The 17,595-nt window shown below is 58.1% G+C and carries 16 protein-coding genes and 2 pseudogenes; 10 read left to right on the forward strand and 8 right to left on the reverse strand.

From position 1 onward, the window contains the following. Window positions 1-91: 91 nt before the first annotated feature. Window positions 92-292, reverse strand: a pseudogene (locus ACOYQJ_RS25225) (transposase); the annotation flags it as partial. Window positions 293-499: 207 nt separating this feature from the next. Beyond that, window positions 500-1,834 (reverse strand): annotated as a pseudogene (locus ACOYQJ_RS25230) (ISNCY family transposase). A gap of 250 nt (window positions 1,835-2,084) precedes the next feature. Here ACOYQJ_RS25230 and ACOYQJ_RS25235 point away from each other — a divergent pair. Beyond that, window positions 2,085-4,016: an FAD-binding monooxygenase gene (locus tag ACOYQJ_RS25235; RefSeq protein ID WP_422908655.1), complete on the forward strand. Its 1,932-nt coding sequence runs from the start codon at window positions 2,085-2,087 to the stop codon at window positions 4,014-4,016. 263 nt (window positions 4,017-4,279) lie between these two features. Here the strand turns inward: ACOYQJ_RS25235 and ACOYQJ_RS25240 are convergent, their stop codons facing one another. Then, entirely contained in the window at window positions 4,280-5,233 is a 954-nt protein-coding gene (locus ACOYQJ_RS25240; RefSeq protein ID WP_422908656.1) for a LysR family transcriptional regulator, read from the reverse strand. Between the two features lie 114 nt (window positions 5,234-5,347). Here ACOYQJ_RS25240 and ACOYQJ_RS25245 point away from each other — a divergent pair, with 114 nt between their 5' ends. The 7 genes from ACOYQJ_RS25245 (at window position 5,348) to ACOYQJ_RS25275 (ending at window position 11,343) form a co-directional block, all read left to right on the forward strand. Continuing rightward, window positions 5,348-5,818: a TRAP transporter small permease gene (locus ACOYQJ_RS25245; RefSeq protein ID WP_422908657.1), complete on the forward strand. Its 471-nt coding sequence runs from the start codon at window positions 5,348-5,350 to the stop codon at window positions 5,816-5,818. Further along, window positions 5,815-7,125 carry a TRAP transporter large permease gene (locus ACOYQJ_RS25250; RefSeq protein WP_422908658.1) on the forward strand — a complete coding sequence of 437 codons (1,311 nt, stop codon included), beginning with the start codon at window positions 5,815-5,817 and terminating at the stop codon, window positions 7,123-7,125. The genes ACOYQJ_RS25245 and ACOYQJ_RS25250 overlap by 4 nt, the downstream gene beginning before the upstream one ends. Window positions 7,126-7,163: 38 nt before the next feature. Then, window positions 7,164-8,162, forward strand: a complete 999-nt coding sequence (gene dctP, locus ACOYQJ_RS25255) for a TRAP transporter substrate-binding protein DctP (RefSeq protein ID WP_422908659.1) — start codon at window positions 7,164-7,166, stop codon at window positions 8,160-8,162. A 65-nt stretch (window positions 8,163-8,227) separates the two neighbouring features. Next, the gene (locus tag ACOYQJ_RS25260; protein WP_422908660.1) at window positions 8,228-9,328 is read left to right on the forward strand and encodes an NAD(P)/FAD-dependent oxidoreductase; all 1,101 of its coding nucleotides are present in this window, start codon (window positions 8,228-8,230) and stop codon (window positions 9,326-9,328) included. Further along, window positions 9,303-9,602: a (2Fe-2S)-binding protein gene (locus ACOYQJ_RS25265; RefSeq protein ID WP_422908661.1), complete on the forward strand. Its 300-nt coding sequence runs from the start codon at window positions 9,303-9,305 to the stop codon at window positions 9,600-9,602. The genes ACOYQJ_RS25260 and ACOYQJ_RS25265 overlap by 26 nt, the downstream gene beginning before the upstream one ends. Beyond that, window positions 9,599-11,008, forward strand: coding sequence for an FAD/NAD(P)-dependent oxidoreductase (locus ACOYQJ_RS25270; RefSeq protein ID WP_422908662.1), 1,410 nt, complete (start codon window positions 9,599-9,601; stop codon window positions 11,006-11,008). Before ACOYQJ_RS25265 ends, ACOYQJ_RS25270 begins: the two co-directional genes overlap by 4 nt. After that, window positions 11,005-11,343, forward strand: coding sequence for a RidA family protein (locus ACOYQJ_RS25275; RefSeq protein WP_422908663.1), 339 nt, complete (start codon window positions 11,005-11,007; stop codon window positions 11,341-11,343). Before ACOYQJ_RS25270 ends, ACOYQJ_RS25275 begins: the two co-directional genes overlap by 4 nt. 16 nt (window positions 11,344-11,359) lie before the next feature. Here ACOYQJ_RS25275 and ACOYQJ_RS25280 read toward each other — a convergent pair whose 3' ends face one another. Beyond that, window positions 11,360-11,827: an Lrp/AsnC family transcriptional regulator gene (locus ACOYQJ_RS25280; RefSeq protein WP_422908664.1), complete on the reverse strand. Its 468-nt coding sequence runs from the start codon at window positions 11,825-11,827 to the stop codon at window positions 11,360-11,362. Between the two features lie 106 nt (window positions 11,828-11,933). Between ACOYQJ_RS25280 and ACOYQJ_RS25285 the strand changes: the two genes are divergently transcribed. Further along, window positions 11,934-13,139: a methionine gamma-lyase gene (locus ACOYQJ_RS25285; RefSeq protein ID WP_422908665.1), complete on the forward strand. Its 1,206-nt coding sequence runs from the start codon at window positions 11,934-11,936 to the stop codon at window positions 13,137-13,139. Between the two features lie 11 nt (window positions 13,140-13,150). Beyond that, a complete protein-coding gene (locus ACOYQJ_RS25290) occupies window positions 13,151-15,526 on the forward strand; it encodes a thiamine pyrophosphate-binding protein (protein WP_422908666.1) in 2,376 nt (791 codons plus the stop codon). Window positions 15,527-15,613: 87 nt separating this feature from the next. Here ACOYQJ_RS25290 and ACOYQJ_RS25295 read toward each other — a convergent pair whose 3' ends face one another. The 4 genes from ACOYQJ_RS25295 to ACOYQJ_RS25310 form a co-directional block, all read right to left on the reverse strand. After that, window positions 15,614-16,306, reverse strand: coding sequence for a heparan-alpha-glucosaminide N-acetyltransferase (locus tag ACOYQJ_RS25295; protein ID WP_422908667.1), 693 nt, complete (start codon window positions 16,304-16,306; stop codon window positions 15,614-15,616). Window positions 16,307-16,447: 141 nt separating this feature from the next. Further along, window positions 16,448-16,684 (reverse strand): hypothetical protein, encoded by a 237-nt coding sequence (locus tag ACOYQJ_RS25300; protein ID WP_422908668.1) that lies wholly within the window; start codon window positions 16,682-16,684, stop codon window positions 16,448-16,450. A gap of 201 nt (window positions 16,685-16,885) precedes the next feature. Beyond that, window positions 16,886-17,191 (reverse strand): hypothetical protein, encoded by a 306-nt coding sequence (locus tag ACOYQJ_RS25305; protein WP_422908669.1) that lies wholly within the window; start codon window positions 17,189-17,191, stop codon window positions 16,886-16,888. A gap of 28 nt (window positions 17,192-17,219) precedes the next feature. Continuing rightward, window positions 17,220-17,528: a hypothetical protein gene (locus tag ACOYQJ_RS25310; RefSeq protein WP_422908670.1), complete on the reverse strand. Its 309-nt coding sequence runs from the start codon at window positions 17,526-17,528 to the stop codon at window positions 17,220-17,222. Between the last annotated feature and the right edge of the window lie 67 nt (window positions 17,529-17,595).

A 17,595-nucleotide genomic window follows, 5' to 3' on the forward strand; every position in this document is an offset into this window, starting at 1 on the left:
GTCATTGGTGATGTTACAGCACCCAATGTGGCACATTGCGATGCCGGAAGCGGGAGCCATCCATCCCATCAGTGGCGTTTGCCATTCACCTCCACCGCTTCCAACGGTTGTATAATGTCTTGTGCGGACCATACTCTTTCGGCGCATCTCGCCACCGTAAGCCATTGCGGTTGATGAAGATAATACCGCTCAAGACGCGCCTATCGTCCACCCGAGCCTTGCCGTGGGACTTCGGGAAATAGGGTTCAAGACGCATCATCTGCTCGTTGGTCAGCCAGAAAAGATCAGACATGTCAGCGCTCCATTTTCGGAGCCGTGAATCACGCAAAGGACGTGAAATCAATGGGTCCTGACCCAAAATCAACAGTCCCGCGACATGCGAAGAAAGACCCCCTATTTCCTGCCAAGTTCGCTTTTCTGACCTTGCGTGGAAGATGTGGGTGATTGGAAATGTCCCACCTGGGCGCTGAGGAGATCAAAGCCTGACAGGGCGGAGACCTCAGGTATCGCAGCCCTGGCTGGCTTTGCGTTCGGCGATGCGTTTGCGGTCAGCCAGTGTGTTCCAGTCAGTGTTCCGACGCCCATTCTTTTTGTAGTTTTTTTTGCGCTGACGGGTTTGTCCTTCGGCGGGGTCGCAACTTTCTCTTGCACTTTCTTGATGTGGGCCAGCACAGCGCTGAGATGCTTGTTCTCCGTGATCGTTGCGTGGGTAACCCGCTGCTGATGTGGGTCGATGATGCTGCAGGGCAGGGCAATGCCTTTGGCACGCACCTGGATGCGCCCATCCGGCATCTCGTAGACATCGACGTATTTGCCGACCAAGTCACGCGTCAGATCATTGACCGCCAGCCGGATGCGCTTGCGGTCTTACTTCAGCGTCAAATCCTTGGTGACATAGCGTTTGTCGCGGAGACAAAAGACTTCCGCGAGGCGATCCGGCTCAATGTTCAAAGCACGATGCAGATTGTTTGGCTTGGCGGGAACCTTTGCAAACTTCGCGTTATAGCATTCAACGAAGCCCACCAGAAATGCGTTGCCATCTGCCATGTTGGTGACCCGCAATGCGCAGCTCCATGACCAACCTGTCTTGCAATGTTCGGTCACGCGTTCGACAAGCCCTTTGGCCTTGGATGAATGGGCACAGATGATCTCGATGGTCAGTTCAGCCAAGGCTCGCCCGAATTACGTCATCCCCGTCATGTGTTCGTTGGGCTTTGGATTGCGAAACACAGTGTGCTTAGCGCTGTAAAATGCGACCGGGCGACCGTGCTTCAACAGATAGCTTTCCAGGCCTTCGAAGTAACTGAACGTGCTCTCGGATATCACAAACCGCAGTCCATCAACGTACTGTTCGCGTCGTCGATGAAGACGAGCAGGTCGCAGGGATCGCCCCGATCCTCGAACCACCGATGATCAGACCCGTCTATCTGGATCAATTTACCGAAGCACTCCCGGTGCAGTCTGAGCTGATGGAACGTGCGTCATTGTTTGCGGGATAGCCAAATCCCATCCTCGACCATCCACTTGCGAACAGTCTCACGAGAAACCTTCAACCCGTGATGTTCAGCCAGCATTTCAGAAGCCACTGTCGGCCCGAAATCCGCGCAATCATCTTTGATGAGGCTCAGAGCGTAATCGCGCTTGGCTTTGTGGATGCGGTTGTTCGGAGGTTTGCCGCGCCGTCCTGACGATACCGCTTCAACAGCCGGAAAGTCTGCCGACGCGTCAGCTCCAAAATGCCCGCCGCATTATCGATGCTCAGTCGACCATTACCGACCTGCACCAGAACCTCCACACGGTTCAATTCGCGCTCGCTCATAACCACCCATCCCATGTCTGCTCATCCTCAGTCATTTTTGAGGGCAGGGTGACATTCCTGAATTGCTCATGGGTGACATTTTAGCTTTGCGGCTACACCGATAAGATACCGATAATCCTGATTATGTAATAAATCTGATCGTACGACTTGCCGTGTCTCAACAACATCCGGCCAAAAGGTATGCATACATACCTTTCCTCTTTCAAGATTAATAAGTATAGATACTAATAATCATAGGGGATTCTTTGGAGAGGAGAATAGGACCATGCAATATTACATTGACGGATTCAGATCTGGCGATCCCGACGTCAAACCAGCCGCACTTGGTTTGGATGGGACTTCCACTGGCCGCCGCGCAATCGCGCAAAAAGTCGATGTTTTGATCGCAGGCTGTGGTCCGGCCGGGCTTTGCCTTGCGGCGCAATTGGCAGGTTTTCCAGAAATCTCGACGATGATCGTTGAGCCGAAGCAGGGGCCGATGGAGAAAGGTCAGGCTGACGGCGTCAGTGTCCGCTCAATGGAGATGTTCCAAGCCTTCGGTTTTGCTGAAAAGATCAAGCGTGAAGCATATTGGGTGAACCAGACGACGTTTTGGAAACCAGATCCCGCCAAACCGCAAGATATCCATCGCGTCGGGATCGCGCAGGACGTGGCCGACGACCAATCGGAGATGCCGCACACGATCTTGAATCAGGCCCGGGTTCACCAGCTCTTTCTTGAAGTGATGAAAAACGCCCCTACCCGGCTGGAGCCAAATTACGGGCTTCGCGTCAGGGACCTGACAGTTGATACCAGCACCAAGGACCACCCGGTCACCGTCACTTTGGAACGCGTCGGCGTAGATGACGGCACGGGCGAAACTGTCACGGTGCGTGCAAACTATGTTGTCGGCTGCGATGGGGCCCGCAGCGCGGTGCGTGAGGCGATCGGCGGCAAGCTTCACGGTGACGCCGCGCATCAAGCCTGGGGCGTGATGGATATTCTAGCCAATTCGGATTTCCCCGATCTCCGGCGGAAATGCCTGATCCAGTCGGCGAAGGAAGGCAATATCCTGATCATCCCGCGCGAGGGCGGCTATCTGTTCCGGATGTATGTCGAACTCGACAAGCTCAACCCGGACGAGCGGGTCTCGAACCGCAACCTGACGTCTGACCATATTATCGCCGCCGCCAACCGGATCATGTGTCCCTACACCATCGACGTCAAAGAGGTTGTCTGGTGGTCGGTCTACGAGATCGGCCACAGGTTAACCGACAAATTCGACGATGTGCCCTTCGGCGAAACCGCGACCCGCACGCCGCGTGTATTTACCGCTGGCGACGCTTGTCACACCCACAGCCCGAAGGCCGGTCAAGGTATGAACGTGTCCATGGGCGACACCTTCAATCTGGGCTGGAAGCTGGCACATGTTCTGACGGGCCGGTCAGATCCGAGCCTTCTGCACAGCTATTCCGCAGAGCGTCAGCTGGAAGCCAGGCGGCTGGTCGAAACCGACCACCAATGGGCCCGCATCATGAGCGCTCCGCCGGGCGAATCCGAACTTGATGGCAGCGAAATGCCCCGGTTTCAGAAGCAGTTCATCGAGAACCTCGAGTTTACGGGCGGCCTTGCCGTTCACTACGAGCCGTCTTTGATCGTCGCCATGCCGGACCATCAGGGGCTTGCCACCGGGCAGATCATTGGCAAACGGTTCCACTCCGCTCCGGTCTTACGGCTTGCCGATGCCAAACGGATGCAATTGGGACATGTTGCCGAAGCGGATGGGCGTTGGCGGATCTACGCCTTTGCGGGAAAAGAGGACCTAGGGCAGACCACGCCCGGAATTCTGGAACTATGCACTTATCTTGAAAATGATCCGGCCTCGCCTGTGCGCCGCTCCACGCGCCCCGACGAAGATATCGATGGCCTGATCGACGTGCGGGCAGTCTTTCAGCCGGATTTCACGGGGCTCGACTTCGAAAGAATGCCTGCCCTTCTGCGCCCCGCCAAAGGTCGATACGGTTTGCGCGATTTCGAAAAGGTATTCTGCGTGGATCATAAAAGCGGCGATGACATCTATGACATGCGCGGGATTGACCGCGAAAATGGCTGCATGATCGTTGTCAGGCCGGATCAATACGTGGCGCACATTCTTCCCCTGAACGCCACCACGGACCTGTCGGCCTTTTTTGAAGGTATCTTTTGCCGGGACCCGTGAAGTGTCCTGCTTTACACGACGGCGTTAGGCGCCGCGCATAGAATTTGCGGAGTGCTTGGGCGCATTCAGGATGGCACGCCAATAGAACAGGTTCGGCAGGAATATCGTGATGCTCGGCACTTGGCGCCGAGGACCTGCTTCATTAGCATCAGCAAGAAGAACGGTACGGTGCCCTTGATCGCTTCACCCACCGGGAGCCGGCAGCCGCGCCATAATCCGAAGATAGGGTCAATCCTGAACCGGGAGTAGGCTTTCAAGAAAACCTAATGCGTGTCCTGCGGCCAGGGTGAATTTAACGCTTTTTCCACCTCTGCCTGCACGCTTGCTACTGCGGACTTGAGCTCCAAGATGAACGCAAGGCCTGCCATGGATTGCGTTGCATAGCCGGGCACCAGGATCGAGACGTGGCTTGAGATTCTGGGGCTAAACCGCCGAAACGCCAGTCCGCTGCTGCTGGGCGCGTGAAGAATGTGGCTGTAGGCCGTGATCATGTCACCAACCATCACGCAAGCGCCCGCCGCGACGAATTGCAGCCCAGGCAAAAACGTCCGCAATTCGAACCGTTTATTGAACCGATTGCCAGTCGTGCGAAATGCTGCCTCGGTCTGTATGGCGGTCCCGTGCGCATCGAACAGGACCGCCATCGGGCGGCCATCAAGATCGTCCGGAGTAATCACGGATTTTTCTGCCAAAGGGTCATCTGCGGGCAAGATGCAGACACATTCCATATCGTAGTCGGTCTGGTGGATCGAGGCACGGGGTTTGGGAGTTTCCGAAAATCCTATGTCGAATTGCTGCGAGGCAATCAAATCCTCGATCACGTCCGACGACCGCATGATCAGCGACACTTCAAGCTCGTCCCGCCCTTGCAGGAACCGTGTCAGAAGCTTGGGGAGGAAGACGCTTGAAGCCGCTGGGTGGCACGCGATCTTGAGCTTGCCTGACTGAAGTGAGCTGATCCGCTCAAGCGTACGTTCGGTGCGCTCCACGCGATCCAGAATGTCTTCGCATTCTTCCAAAAAGAATTGCGCTTCAGGGGTCGGGATCAGCTTACCATGTGTGCGCAGGAACAGCGAAAACCCGAGCTGATCTTCAAGCGTTTGCACCATGATCGAAATGGCAGGCTGCGTGCGCCCGACAGCGCGCGCCGCCTGACTGATCGAGCCAGCGCGCATGATCTCGCGGAAGGTCGAAAGTTGGCGGAGTGTCAAATTCATGGGCATAAATCAAATCTATGAGTTCAGAGATATTTTTAAATTGATTTAATACCTCCCGTCCAGTGAGATTACGGGGTGGCCGCGCTTCATGACGATTTGGCCCTGGGGGTATACATGGACAGATTCGCGAAATATCTGCTGACGGCGCTGATTTGCGCGGTGGCTTTGGGCCAGTTCGTGCAGGTGATCACGCGCTATGTCTTGCAGGTGCCGGTGATGGGCTTGGAAGAGACGATGGCCTTCCCGACGGTGTGGCTATATATCCTCGGCTCCGTCAACGCATCGCGCGAGAACACGCACATCCGCGCCAACGTGTTGGAAATCGTGATCAAGACAGAACGCGGCCACACCATCCTGGCGATTGTCGGCGAAATCATCAGCCTGATCGTTGGCCTGTGGCTGTTGTCATGGGCCTGGGAATACACCCGTTACGCGTGGCGCGTCTGGCGCGAGAGCCCGACGCTTTACATCCCGACATTCTATTCTGACGTGGCGCTGGTCGTCGGTCTGGGCCTGATGATGGTCTACACCGCATGGCACCTTTTGAACCACGTTCGCAGCCTGCGCATGGGAGACCCCGCATGATTGAGATCGCCCTGCTCGCTATCGGCCTGTTGGTCATCACGCTGACGCTGGGCGTGCCGCTGCCCTATTGTTTCGGTTCTGCCCTGATGGTGATGTATTTCCTCGGCGGTGTGACGATGAAAGGCATGATGCTTTGGGGCGTTCAGCAATTGGGCAACCCGGTTCTGTTGGCCATTCCGCTGTTTGTTCTGGCTGGCACGATCATGTCGGAAAGCGGGATCGCGGCCTCTTTGTTGCGTTTTGTGAATGCCTTTATCGGCCATGTGCGTGGCGGGCTTGGGGTTGTGGCGGCTGTGTCCTGTGCTGTCATCGGCGCGATTTCCGGCTCTGGCCTGACAGGGATTGCCGCCATTGGACCACTTCTGATCCCCGAGATGGAAAAGCGCGGCTACCCACGGGAATATGCCACCGCTTTGATCGCCAATTCCTCGATCCTTGGCCTGCTGATCCCGCCATCGGTGACGATGATCGTATATGGCTGGGTCACCGACACCTCGATCCTGGCTTGCTTTCTGGCGACGCTTGGGCCGGGTTTGCTGATCATGACAGCGTTTTCCGTGATCAACCTTTTCATGGCGCGCAAATTCGATCTGATCCTTGACGACAAGCCGTCCTTTTCAGAACTTTCCGGCGAAGTCGCGCGCCGTGGCATTCACGCCTTCCCCGCGCTTCTGATGCCGGTCATCATCCTAGGCGGCATCTATGGCGGCGTGATGACGCCGACCGAAGCCGCCGCCGTTGCGGTGATATACGCCGTTCCGGTGGGCTTTCTAATCTACAAAGGCCTGCGTTGGGAAAACTTCTTTGCAGCGGGCAAAGAGGCTGCCACGGCCGTAGGCGCGATCATGATGATGATCCTGTTCTCGATGATCCTTAGCCAGATGTTCGTTTATGAAAGTATCCCGCAGCAATTGGTGCAGGGCATCTTCTCGATCACCGAAAACAAGGTGCTGCTGCTGATCCTCATCAACATCATGCTGTTTCTGGTCGGCATGGTCGTCAACGATGTCACGGCGATCATCCTGATTGCACCGCTTCTGTTGCCGCTGATGAGCGCGATTGGCGTCAGTCCCGTGCAATTCGCCGCCATCATGGGTGTGAACACGGCGATGGGGGGCGTGACACCGCCCTATGCCTCAATCCTGTATCTGGGTGCGCGAATTGGCAACGTAAAGGTGACCAAAGTCATTCCTCCCGCCATGAAACTCATCCTGTTCGGCTATGTGCCTGTGGTCTTCCTGACCTCGCTCTGGCCTGACCTGTCTCTCTTCCTGCCGCGTTTCTTTGGATACGACGTGGCTCCCTGACATCACGAACACTGCAACTCAACTCGGAGGATACCAAAATGAAACATGCACTCCTGACCACGGCGACAGCCGCTCTGATGGCCCTTGGCAGCCTTGCCAGCGCGGCTGACCTGAAAATGAGCCACGTGCGTCCGCAAGACGCCACCATCGACATGGAACTGCGCGCCTTTGCAACCGCCGTTGATGAAGCCACCGGCGGCGACGTGAAAATCAATATCTTCCCGGCCTCGGCGCTTGGCGACTACACGACCGTGCAGGAACGGATCAGTGTGGGAGCGATCGACATGGCGACACAGCCCGCCGCCACCGCTGCTGACCGTCGTATGCAGATCAGCTCATTCCCCTATCTTGCAGGCAACTGGGATCAGGCCCGCGCGGTCTATGGCCCCGGCGGCGTGGTACGTGAAACCATGGCTGGTCTTTATGCCGAACAGGACGTCACCATGCTGGCCGCCTACCCGGTCTATTTCGGCGGCATCGCGCTGAACGTTGCAAATGACTCCCCCGGCTCGGTCGAGCCCAATGGCATCAAGGTCCGCGTCCCCGGCATCAAGAGCTTTCAGCTGACAGGTGAGGCCTTGGGCTATATCCCTGCGCCGATCCCCTTCTCCGAAGCCTTCACCGCCGTTCAAACCGGTGTCGTTGATGGCGTGATCGGTTCGGGCGCGGAAGGCTATTATGCCTCGTTCCGCGATGTGACCAAGACATACATCCCTGCCAACACCCACTTTGAAGTTTGGTACATGATCATCTCGAACGAAAGCCTGGCCGCCCTGTCGGAAGAAGATCAGGCCGCACTGAAAGAGCAAGCCGCCGCCTTTGAAGCCACCCGCTGGGAAGTGGCCGAAGCCGATCAGGGCAAGAACGAGCAACGCCTTGTCGATGAATTGGGTGCCACCGTGGCCGAGCTGAGCGACGCCGATCTGGCGGCGATGGCCGAAAAGGTCCGTGCTGAAGTGTGGCCCGCTGTTCTGGAAGATGTCGGCGTCGAGTGGGGTCAGGCGATCCTTGACAAAGTCGCCGCTGCTGGCAACTGATCGCTATATCGTCAGGGCGGCGCGGGTCGCCCTGACCGTCGCACTCTCGCCATTGGAATGATGCCATGGACACCGATTACGCCATTATCGGAGGAGGGGTTGTTGGCCTTTCCGTCGCCTGGGGGTTGCTCCGACGTGGACGCTCGGTGACGATTTTGGACGGCGATGACGGGTCTTTCCGGGCCAGCCTTGGAAATTTCGGACTGGTCTGGGTGCAATCCAAAGGCATGAACCAGCCGCGTTATGCCCGTTGGTCGCAGGAATCGGCGGAAATATGGGCCGCCTTCGCTGCTGAACTGGGAGATGCCACCGGTCAAGCCGTTCCGCTTGAACAAAAGGGCGGTTACGATCTGCACTTCTCGGAAGAAACACTTCAGGCGACCGTTGAGAAATACGAGGTCCTGAAGGCCAAGCTGGGCGGCGACTACCCGTACGAGGTGCTTGGGCACAACGCTCTGCGCAAGGAAGAGCCGCACATCGGCCCGAAGGTTGTCGGGGCGATCCTGCATCATCAGGACGGTCACGCCAACCCTTTGAAACTGCTGAAAGCCTTGGCCGCTGACGTGCGCCGCATGGGCGGGCGGGTGCTGGTCGGTAAGACCGTAACAGAAGTGACCAAGCCAGACGCCTTTCGCATCACCTGCGCCGATGGCACCACCGTCGGGTCGGAAAAGGTTGTACTGTCCGCCGGGCTCGGAGCCGCGCAGCTCGGTCCCTCTATGGGGTTCAAAGCGCCGATCCGCCCACAGCGCGGTCAGGTTCTGATCACCGAAAAGCTGCCGAAACTGATCAACCGCCCGTCGCTGATCGCACGACAGGTCGATGAGGGCGGCATCCAGATCGGGGCCACCAACGAAGAGGTTGGCCGTGATGACCGCGTTACGCAGCCGGGCTTGTCCGGCCTCGCCGCCGAAGCGATTGCCGCCTACCCTGCGCTGGCCCGTGCGCAGCTTGTGCGTTCCTGGGGGGCGCTGCGTATCCTCTCGCCCGACGGACTGCCGATTTATCAGCAAAGCGCCCAGATGCCGGGGGCTTACCTTGTGACCTGTCATAGTGGCGTCACGCTTGCAGCCGCTCATGCCCGTCTTTTGCCCGAATGGCTGGAAGGCACCGGGGCCGCGCCAGATCTGGAGGTGTTCAGTGAAGACCGTTTCGCCGTTTCTTGAACTCGAAGAACCGGCGCGTGTGGAGGTGTCCTTTGATGGCGTGGCGCTCAGCTTGCCAGAAGGGGCGAACCTTGCCGCGTCATTGCTGGCCGCCGGCATTGGTACCTTTCGCGTGACGCCTGTATCCGGCGCGCCGCGCGGTCCGTTTTGCATGATGGGCGCCTGTTTCGACTGTCTGGTCGAAATTGACGGCGTCACGCGGCAGGCCTGCATGATCGAGGTAAAGGAAGGTCTGGAGATCACCCGCCCGCGCCGCGATGAGGCTTTCATATGACCCGCTGTGACCTTGTCATCATCGGGGCTGGCCCTGCCGGCATGGCCGCGGGCGCACAAGCGGCCGCTTTGGGGCTAAAAGTGACCCTTCTTGACGAACAGCCCCGGGCCGGTGGGCAGATCTACCGCGATGTCGACCGGGTCGCGCCTCTGCGCGGCGGCATTCTGGGCGCGGATTACACCCGTGGCAGGGCGCTTACCGCCGGTTTGCGGCACGCCGCAATTACGCATATCACCGGCGCTGTAGTCTGGGCCATTGAGGGCCAATTCCGTGTCTCTTACACCCGCGACGGGCGCGGCGCACAGATCGACGCCGATCGCGTCTTTCTAGCCACCGGCGCCTTGGAGCGGCCCATGCCCTTGCCCGGCTGGACCCTACCGGGCGTGATGACCGCCGGGGCCGGACAAATCCTTCTCAAGCAATCAGGCGTTCTGGCGCACAACGCGGTGCTGATCGGGTCTGGCCCGCTGCTGTATCTGATCGCGGCACAGATGGTGCGGGCGGGTAAACCGCCTGCCGCAATGGTCGAGACGCAAACACGCCGTGATTTCATCGGCGCGGCGCGGCACATCGGCGGCGCCTTGCGCGGCTGGCGGTACATGGCCAAGGGCCTGCGGATGCTCTCCGAGATCGCCCGCGCCCGCGTACCGCGCTACACGGGTGCGACAGGGATTGCCGTTGAAGGCACGGACAAGGCCGAGGCAGTGACTTTCACCAGCAAGGGCCGATCACATCGCATCGCCTGTGAGACTGTCTTTTTGCACCACGGGGTTGTTCCCAACACCCAAGCCGCACGGTCTCTGAACATCGCGCACGCATGGGATACGGCGCAGCGGTGCTTTGTCCCACAGCTTGATGACTGGGGCCAAAGCGACAAGGCTGGCGTCTTTATTGCAGGCGATGGTGCTGGCATCGGCGGAGCCAAGGCAGCGGAATACGCTGGAACGCTGGCCGCGCTTCAGATCGCGTTTGAGGCCGAGCGTTTGACCCGCGCGGACCGTGACCGCCGCGCCGCTGGGCCGCGGGCAAAGCTGGCGCGGGAACTGGCGGCTCGACCGTTCCTTGATGCCGCCTACCCTCCCTACGCCGAGGCACTGTTGCCTGATGATTCCACCCTGATTTGCCGCTGCGAAGAGGTCACGGCAGGCGACATTCGCAGCTATGCGAAACTGGGGTGCATCGGGCCGAACCAGACCAAGGCCTTTGGACGCGCGGGGATGGGTCCCTGCCAAGGACGTTATTGCGGGCTGAGCGTGACGGCGCTTTTGGCCGACGCCACAGGGCAGACCCCGGATGAAACCGGATATTACCGCATTCGCCCGCCGCTCAAACCCGTGACTTTGGGCGAGCTTGCAGCCATGGACAACATCACGCCGGATGCGCCGGAACAGGAGAGACCACAATGATCGACCGGATCGACACAAGCGCCCGCATGAGCAAGATCGTCAAGCACAATGGCGTGGCGCATCTATGCGGTCAGGTCGGCGACGGCGCAAGCGTGGCGGAGCAAACTCGCGAGTGCCTGTCGCGCGTCGATGCGCTGCTCATCAAGGCAGGGTCTTCGCGTGAACAGATGCTGCAAGCGGTGATCTGGTTGGCCGATATGGCTGACTTTGCCGAAATGAACGAAGTTTGGGACGCATGGGTGCCCGCAGGTCACGCCCCGGCGCGCGCATGTGGCGAGGCAAAGCTTGCCCGCGCCGAGTTGAAAGTGGAAATCATCGTTACCGCTGCGTATTAAGTCGCGCGGACAGGGATCATCGCGTCACCGGAAAGACATTTGTTTTCTTGACGATACCGTAGACAAAGCTGCTGTCGATCGAGGCAATGCCGCCGATCGGATGCAGTTTGCGGCGAACGAAGGTTTCATAGTCGGTCAGGTCCGCCACGACCACGCGCAGCAGATAGTCCGATGCTCCTGTCATGACGAAACATTCCAGCACCTGATCGACCCGGCTGATGTCAGCCTCGAACTGCTTGACCGTTGCTTCGGTATGGCTATTCAACCTGACGTGCACGAAAACGGTGACCGGCAGACCATATGCTTCGGCATCTATGTTGGCGCTGTAGCCAGTGATGACACCGCTTTCCTCAAGCAGCTTGAGCCGTCTCAGACAGGGCGAGGGCGACAGGTTCACCTCTGCCGCTAGGTCTTGATTCGTCATGCGACCGTTGCGCTGAAGCGCTCGAATGATCTGTTGGTCTTTACTGTCGAGTTTTTTCATGTTCATAGCATATAATGCCAAGAATACATTCATGATAGGCATAAGTTGAAATCATCTGGTCCATAAATTGCCATATCGTGCCTCCTGAACCTCAAGGAGACTCGACATGCGCAACCGCCCCGACAGCTTTTCCACTTTGGCCATTCACCACGGGTATGATCCGATGGAAAACGAGGGCGCGCTGACGCCGCCGTTGCACCTGACCTCCACCTACGCATTCGAGACAGCGGAAGCCGGCGGCGAGATGTTCGCAGGCGACCGCCCCGGGCACATCTATTCGCGCATCTCAAACCCCACATGCGATCTTCTGGAACGACGGATCGCGGTGCTTGAGGGCGCCGAGGCTGGCTTGGCGCTGGCCTCTGGCATGGGCGCGATAACGGCCACGATGTGGACGTTGCTGGCCCCGGGTGACGAAGTGATCCTCGACAAGACGCTTTATGGCTGCACGTTTTCCTACATGCGGCACGGGCTTGCCAAGTTCGGCGTCACCGTCACCCATGTGGATCTGACGACACCCGAGAACCTTGCCACGGCGATCAGCGAGAAAACCAAGGTTGTTTATTTTGAAACCCCTGCCAACCCCAACATGCGTCTGGTCGATATCAAGGCGGTGTCAGATATCGCGCATACACATGGGGCGCATGTGGTTGTCGATAACACCTATGCGACGCCCTACCTGACCCAGCCCATCAAGCATGGCGCGGATATCGTACTGCATTCGGCGACCAAATACCTGGGCGGTCACGGGGATGTGGTTGCAGGGCTGTTGGCGGGATCGGCCGAGCTGGTCTCGGAAATCCGCCTGTACGGGATGAAGGACATGACCGGCGCTGTCATGGCACCGTTCAACGCAATGCTCATCCTGCGCGGGATCAAGACGCTTGAGTTGCGTATGGACCGCCATTGCAGCAGCGCCGCGACAGTTGCCAAGATGCTGGAACAATCGAGCGCCGTGCAAAAAGTCTGGTATCCCGGCCTGAGCAGCTTTGAGCAGCACCATCTGGCCAAGCGGCAGATGTCCCAGTTCGGCGGCATGATCGCCTTTGAGCTAAAGGGCGGGATCGAAGCCGGGCGCGCCATGATGAACAAACTGCAGATAATCAAACGTGCGGTGTCTCTGGGCGATGCCGAAACACTGGTGCAACACCCTGCCAGCATGACGCATTCGACCTATACGCCCGAAGAACGCGCCCAGCACGGCATCAGCGAAGGGTTGGTGCGCCTGTCAATCGGACTCGAAGGGATCGACGATGTGATCTACGATCTGGAGCAAGCTCTGCCAAAACCCCAAATGCGCACCGCAGCATAAGGAACGTCACGATGTCCGCAGACCTGAAAGCCATCGAGCAGCGTTTGTTGTGGCTGTCCCACTGGATGATCCACCACGCAAACCACATTCGCCCTAAGGTGGACGGCATCAAGGTCGGCGGGCATCAGGCCTCTTCTGCGTCGATGGTGTCGATCATGACGGCCCTGTATTTCAAAGCGCTGCGGCCCGAAGACCGCGTGGCCGTCAAGCCGCATGCCTCGCCGATCTTTCACGCTATCCAATACCTCATGGGGAACCAGACCCGCGAAAAGATGGAAAACTTTCGCGGATTTGGCGGGGTGCAAAGCTATCCCAGTCGCACCAAGGATGTGGACGATGTCGATTTCTCGACCGGGTCCGTTGGCCTTGGGGTTGCGATCACCTCCTTCGCCTCCCTGATTCAGGACTATGTGCAGGCCAAACCCTGGGGGCCCAAGCAGAAACCGGGGCGCATGATCGCATTGGTTGGTGACGCGGAACTGGACGAAGGCAATATTTATGAGGCTTTGCAAGAGGGCTGGAAGAACGACCTGCGCAATTGCTGGTGGATCATCGACTACAATCGCCAGTCCCTTGACGGGATCGTGCGCGAGGGGTTGTTCGGGCGGGTCGAAAAGATCTTTGACGCCTTCGGTTGGGACGTCGTTCGGGTCAAATACGGGGTGCTCCAGCGCGCCGCCTTCAAGGAGCCGGGCGGAGACAAACTGCGCCAGTGGATCGACGATTGCCCCAATCAGCTTTATTCGGCGCTCACTTTCATGGGCGGCGCAGTGTGGCGGCAGCGTCTGATGGAGGCCTTGGGCGATCAGGGCGACGTGACCGCCCTGATTGACAGATGCAGCGATGACGAATTGGCCGCTTTGATGGAGAACCTTGGCGGGAACTGCGTCACCACAATGGCCGAGACATTTGCCGCCATCGATCACGATCGCCCGGTCTGCTTTCTGGCCTATACGATCAAGGGATGGGGGACGCCCATTGCAGGCCACAAAGACAACCACGGCGGGTTGATGAACAAAACCCAGATGGCTGAATGGCAGGACTATATGGGCATTCCGAAAGGCGAGGAATGGGAGAAATTCGCCACCATAGCAGACCCGGTCGGTTTTCAGGACATGCTGAACCACGCCCCCTTCTTTGCCAAAGGCCGCCGTCGTTATACGGATGATATCATTGACGTTCCGTCGATTGAGCTATCCCCCGACCGGGAAATCTCGACCCAGATGGCTTTTGGCAAGATCCTCGATGATCTGTCAAAGGGCGACAGCACACTGGCGGAACGCATTGTCACAACCTCCCCGGATGTGACCGGAACAACCAACCTTGGCCCTTGGGTCAACCGCCGCAAGCTCTTTGCACGCGCCCATCAGGCGGATACCTTCAAGGCAGAAAACATACCCTCGACAGCGAAATGGGAATTTACCCCCGACGGCCAACATATCGAGCTTGGCATCGCTGAAATGAACCTGTTTCTACTTTTGGCCGCAGCAGGGCTGTCGCATTCGCTGTTTGGCAAACGCCTGATCCCCATCGGAACGGTCTATGACCCCTTCGTGTCCCGTGGACTCGATGCGTTGAACTATGGCTGTTATCAGGATGCGCGGTTCATGATCGTCGGCACGCCGTCCGGGGTCACCTTGGCCCCGGAGGGCGGCGCGCATCAATCCATTGCATCGCCCTTGATCGGCATGTCTCAAGACGGTCTTGCCGCATTCGAACCTGCGTTTTCTGATGAGCTGGCCGTGATCATGGAATGGGCCTTTGCCCATCTGCAAAAAGACGGCGAAGGCGACCCGGATGAGCGCACATGGCTGCGCGATGAAACCGGCGGCTCTGTCTATCTGCGCCTGACCACCAACCCGATTGAACAACCCGGCAAACGTGTGAACGAGGACTTTCGTCAAGGGGCCATCGACGGCGCCTATTGGCTGCGCAAACCCGGTCCAAACTGTGAAATCGTGATCGCCTACCAAGGCGCTGTCGCCCCCGAGGCCATCAAGGCCGCAGGGGCCATCGCCCAAGAGCGTCGGGATGTGGGTGTTCTCGCGGTGACCTCGGCGGATCGGCTGAACGCTGGCTGGACAGCGGCACAACGGGCGCGGGCTGGCGGGGTCCATGGCGCCCAAGCTCATATCGAAACGCTTCTGGCCGGTGTGCCACGGCACTGTATGCTGATCACCGTGATAGATGGGCACCCTGCAACGCTTTCATGGTTGGGCGCGGTTCACGGACACCGAACCATCTCGCATGGCGTGGAGCATTTTGGACAAACCGGCACGATCGCAGATTTGTACCGACACTTCCGCCTTGATGCACAAGCATTGGTTCAGTCAGCCAGCGAGTTGTCGCAGGGTCGGAAGATCCCTCCAATCATCACCGCTCAGTAGCAACAGCAGGCACCAATCCGGGCGTGCCACGATTTGATCGTAAGATTTCAGCCTTCGCACGACATGTTCAGAAAACATGGTGTTTGCTCAAAGCATCACCTGCGTTGCCATCCAGATGATAGCCATCAGAAGCGGTTGGTGCAGCAGGTATACAACAAGGCTGTGCTGACCGGGCCACGCCAAGGCGCGGGCCGGGAACGATTTTGGCCAAGTCGGCTCCAACCTGTCCATTGGCGCGACTTTGGCGAAAGCAATTCCAAGCAGGAACGCGGCAAACCACGGGACAACAGGGAGAAAATCCAGAGACGCGCGGGCCGCTGTGCTCAACCCCGTCCAAGCCATCAGCGGCGAGGGGAATAACGAACCGCCGACAGTAGCGAAGATACTTATGATGACCGCGGCACCTAGCAGCGCCAACCAAGCCGGTGCAAAGAGGAAGGGCAACCCCAGAAAGCTTGCGGCAGCGATGGCGTGGAGAATGCCAAAATAAATGAATCGGGACGGAAAAACCGCATAGGTGGCCAAGGTCACAAGGCAGGCCGCACCTGCAATCAGAATGAACCGCCGACGCCAAGCCTTGCCATCAAAGCCCCGGGAATGCGCAAGAACGAAACTAACGCCCGATATGAAAATGAAGCTCCCGGCAATGCATCGGGCAAATATGGCCCATCCACCGGTCAGCGTCGTCCCCGAAGCGATCAGCCCAAAAACCTCCATGTCCTTCACGAAATGAAATAGGATCATACCGAGCAGGGCGACTGTTCGCGCAATGTCCAACATGAGAAGCCGACGGCTGGAAACAGGATCGGACGTCACACTATGCCCGTTGCCCTGCGTGGCCCCCTCGCAGTCGTCTGGCCGATTTGTCGCGAAAACCTGCAAATTCCTCTCCAGACCAGTCAGGGAACATCCCGCCGAGCCTCATCCGGACTTGCGACGACCGTTGCGCAACCTGCACAAAAACATGAGGATCGCCAAGTTCAAAACAGGTGCAAGCACTCCGACACTCGGAAGCAAAACTTCAGGAAGCCAGTCGACAAAAAGAAGCCACGGCAGGCCAAGCGGCACGAGGTAAACCGCTGACAACGGGTCCTTTTCCTGACCGAACAGCCCGAAAATACCGATTAAAAGTATAACAAGTGCCAGAACATAAAACACGGAAAACAACCGTATGCCCCACTTGCAGAATGCTTGCACCGTTCGTTGCCCCTTTAATTCCAGATCTCGCAGAGCAACATGTTCAACGAGACCCTTCGATGGTGGGGGAAATTGGTCGTGACCGCAGGCAGGCACAAAGCAAACTTTCGACGTCAAATCCTGACGCAGTGAAAACAGCTTTTTTCACCCGCGGCGACGTCCTTAGCAGTCTTCCGCCGGCAACATGGTCACCGAGGAATAACGGCCATTAGAGGTGACGACCCGGGCACATGCGCCGGTCGAACGGTTGAACCAGTAGGTGGTCAAACCCTCGGTCCTGATCGCCTCATAGCCGAGGTTCTGAATGCCCATCTCGGCCTGTCCGGCGCGCGCACCCTCGAAGGAACTGAGATCATAGGAATTGCCGACTGCAGGTTGCCCTGCTGCGGGTGAACCCGTGTCTTCAACGCAACCGAGCAGCAAGGTCGAAGCGGCCACTCCGGCCGCAAGTTTCAATGTAAATCTCATCCAATCTCTCCGTTTTGTTGGACTGTTCTTAAGCTTCACCCTGGAATTCGACGTCCATGATGTTCCCTGCTCCGTCAGCGCGACAAATCCATGGCGCTCCGTTCGCGTTCTTCAGGAAAACGGCGGTTCCTTCGCTTGACCCTGTGGAATCCGTAACTGTAATTGCGCTAGGCGATACTCCTGACATCTGCGCCAGCCGACTGACACAGGCTTGCTCGACCTGAGAAAGCGTCGCACGGCCATAAGCAACGCCCGAAGACGCACCAGTGTCTTCGACACAGCCGGCGAGCGAGACAAAGGCAGCCAATGGCGCGAGAAATTTCATTTTTCCATTCATGATATGCGCTCTCTTGGTGTTGGTTCACAAGCGTTCCTGTCGGTCAATCAATGCCCATGACGATGTT

It is taken from the genome of Pacificoceanicola algae (genome assembly GCF_049341065.1).
Lineage (GTDB): Bacteria > Pseudomonadota > Alphaproteobacteria > Rhodobacterales > Rhodobacteraceae > Pacificoceanicola.

Excerpts from the sequence above, each read along its gene's own strand:
- ACOYQJ_RS25285 (WP_422908665.1), top strand. The coding sequence starts at position 11,934 with ATGCGCAACCGCCCCGACAGCTTTTCCACTTTGGCCATTCACCACGGG.
- ACOYQJ_RS25235 (WP_422908655.1), top strand. The coding sequence starts at position 2,085 with ATGCAATATTACATTGACGGATTCAGATCTGGCGATCCCGACGTCAAA.
- ACOYQJ_RS25260 (WP_422908660.1), top strand. The coding sequence starts at position 8,228 with ATGGACACCGATTACGCCATTATCGGAGGAGGGGTTGTTGGCCTTTCC.
- ACOYQJ_RS25250 (WP_422908658.1), top strand. The coding sequence starts at position 5,815 with ATGATTGAGATCGCCCTGCTCGCTATCGGCCTGTTGGTCATCACGCTG.
- ACOYQJ_RS25295 (WP_422908667.1), bottom strand. The coding sequence starts at position 16,306 with ATGTTGGACATTGCGCGAACAGTCGCCCTGCTCGGTATGATCCTATTT.
- ACOYQJ_RS25290 (WP_422908666.1), top strand. The coding sequence starts at position 13,151 with ATGTCCGCAGACCTGAAAGCCATCGAGCAGCGTTTGTTGTGGCTGTCC.
- ACOYQJ_RS25270 (WP_422908662.1), top strand. The coding sequence starts at position 9,599 with ATGACCCGCTGTGACCTTGTCATCATCGGGGCTGGCCCTGCCGGCATG.
- ACOYQJ_RS25245 (WP_422908657.1), top strand. The coding sequence starts at position 5,348 with ATGGACAGATTCGCGAAATATCTGCTGACGGCGCTGATTTGCGCGGTG.
- ACOYQJ_RS25240 (WP_422908656.1), bottom strand. The coding sequence starts at position 5,233 with ATGAATTTGACACTCCGCCAACTTTCGACCTTCCGCGAGATCATGCGC.
- ACOYQJ_RS25310 (WP_422908670.1), bottom strand. The coding sequence starts at position 17,528 with ATGAATGGAAAAATGAAATTTCTCGCGCCATTGGCTGCCTTTGTCTCG.
- ACOYQJ_RS25305 (WP_422908669.1), bottom strand. The coding sequence starts at position 17,191 with ATGAGATTTACATTGAAACTTGCGGCCGGAGTGGCCGCTTCGACCTTG.
- ACOYQJ_RS25275 (WP_422908663.1), top strand. The coding sequence starts at position 11,005 with ATGATCGACCGGATCGACACAAGCGCCCGCATGAGCAAGATCGTCAAG.
- dctP (WP_422908659.1), top strand. The coding sequence starts at position 7,164 with ATGAAACATGCACTCCTGACCACGGCGACAGCCGCTCTGATGGCCCTT.
- ACOYQJ_RS25280 (WP_422908664.1), bottom strand. The coding sequence starts at position 11,827 with ATGAAAAAACTCGACAGTAAAGACCAACAGATCATTCGAGCGCTTCAG.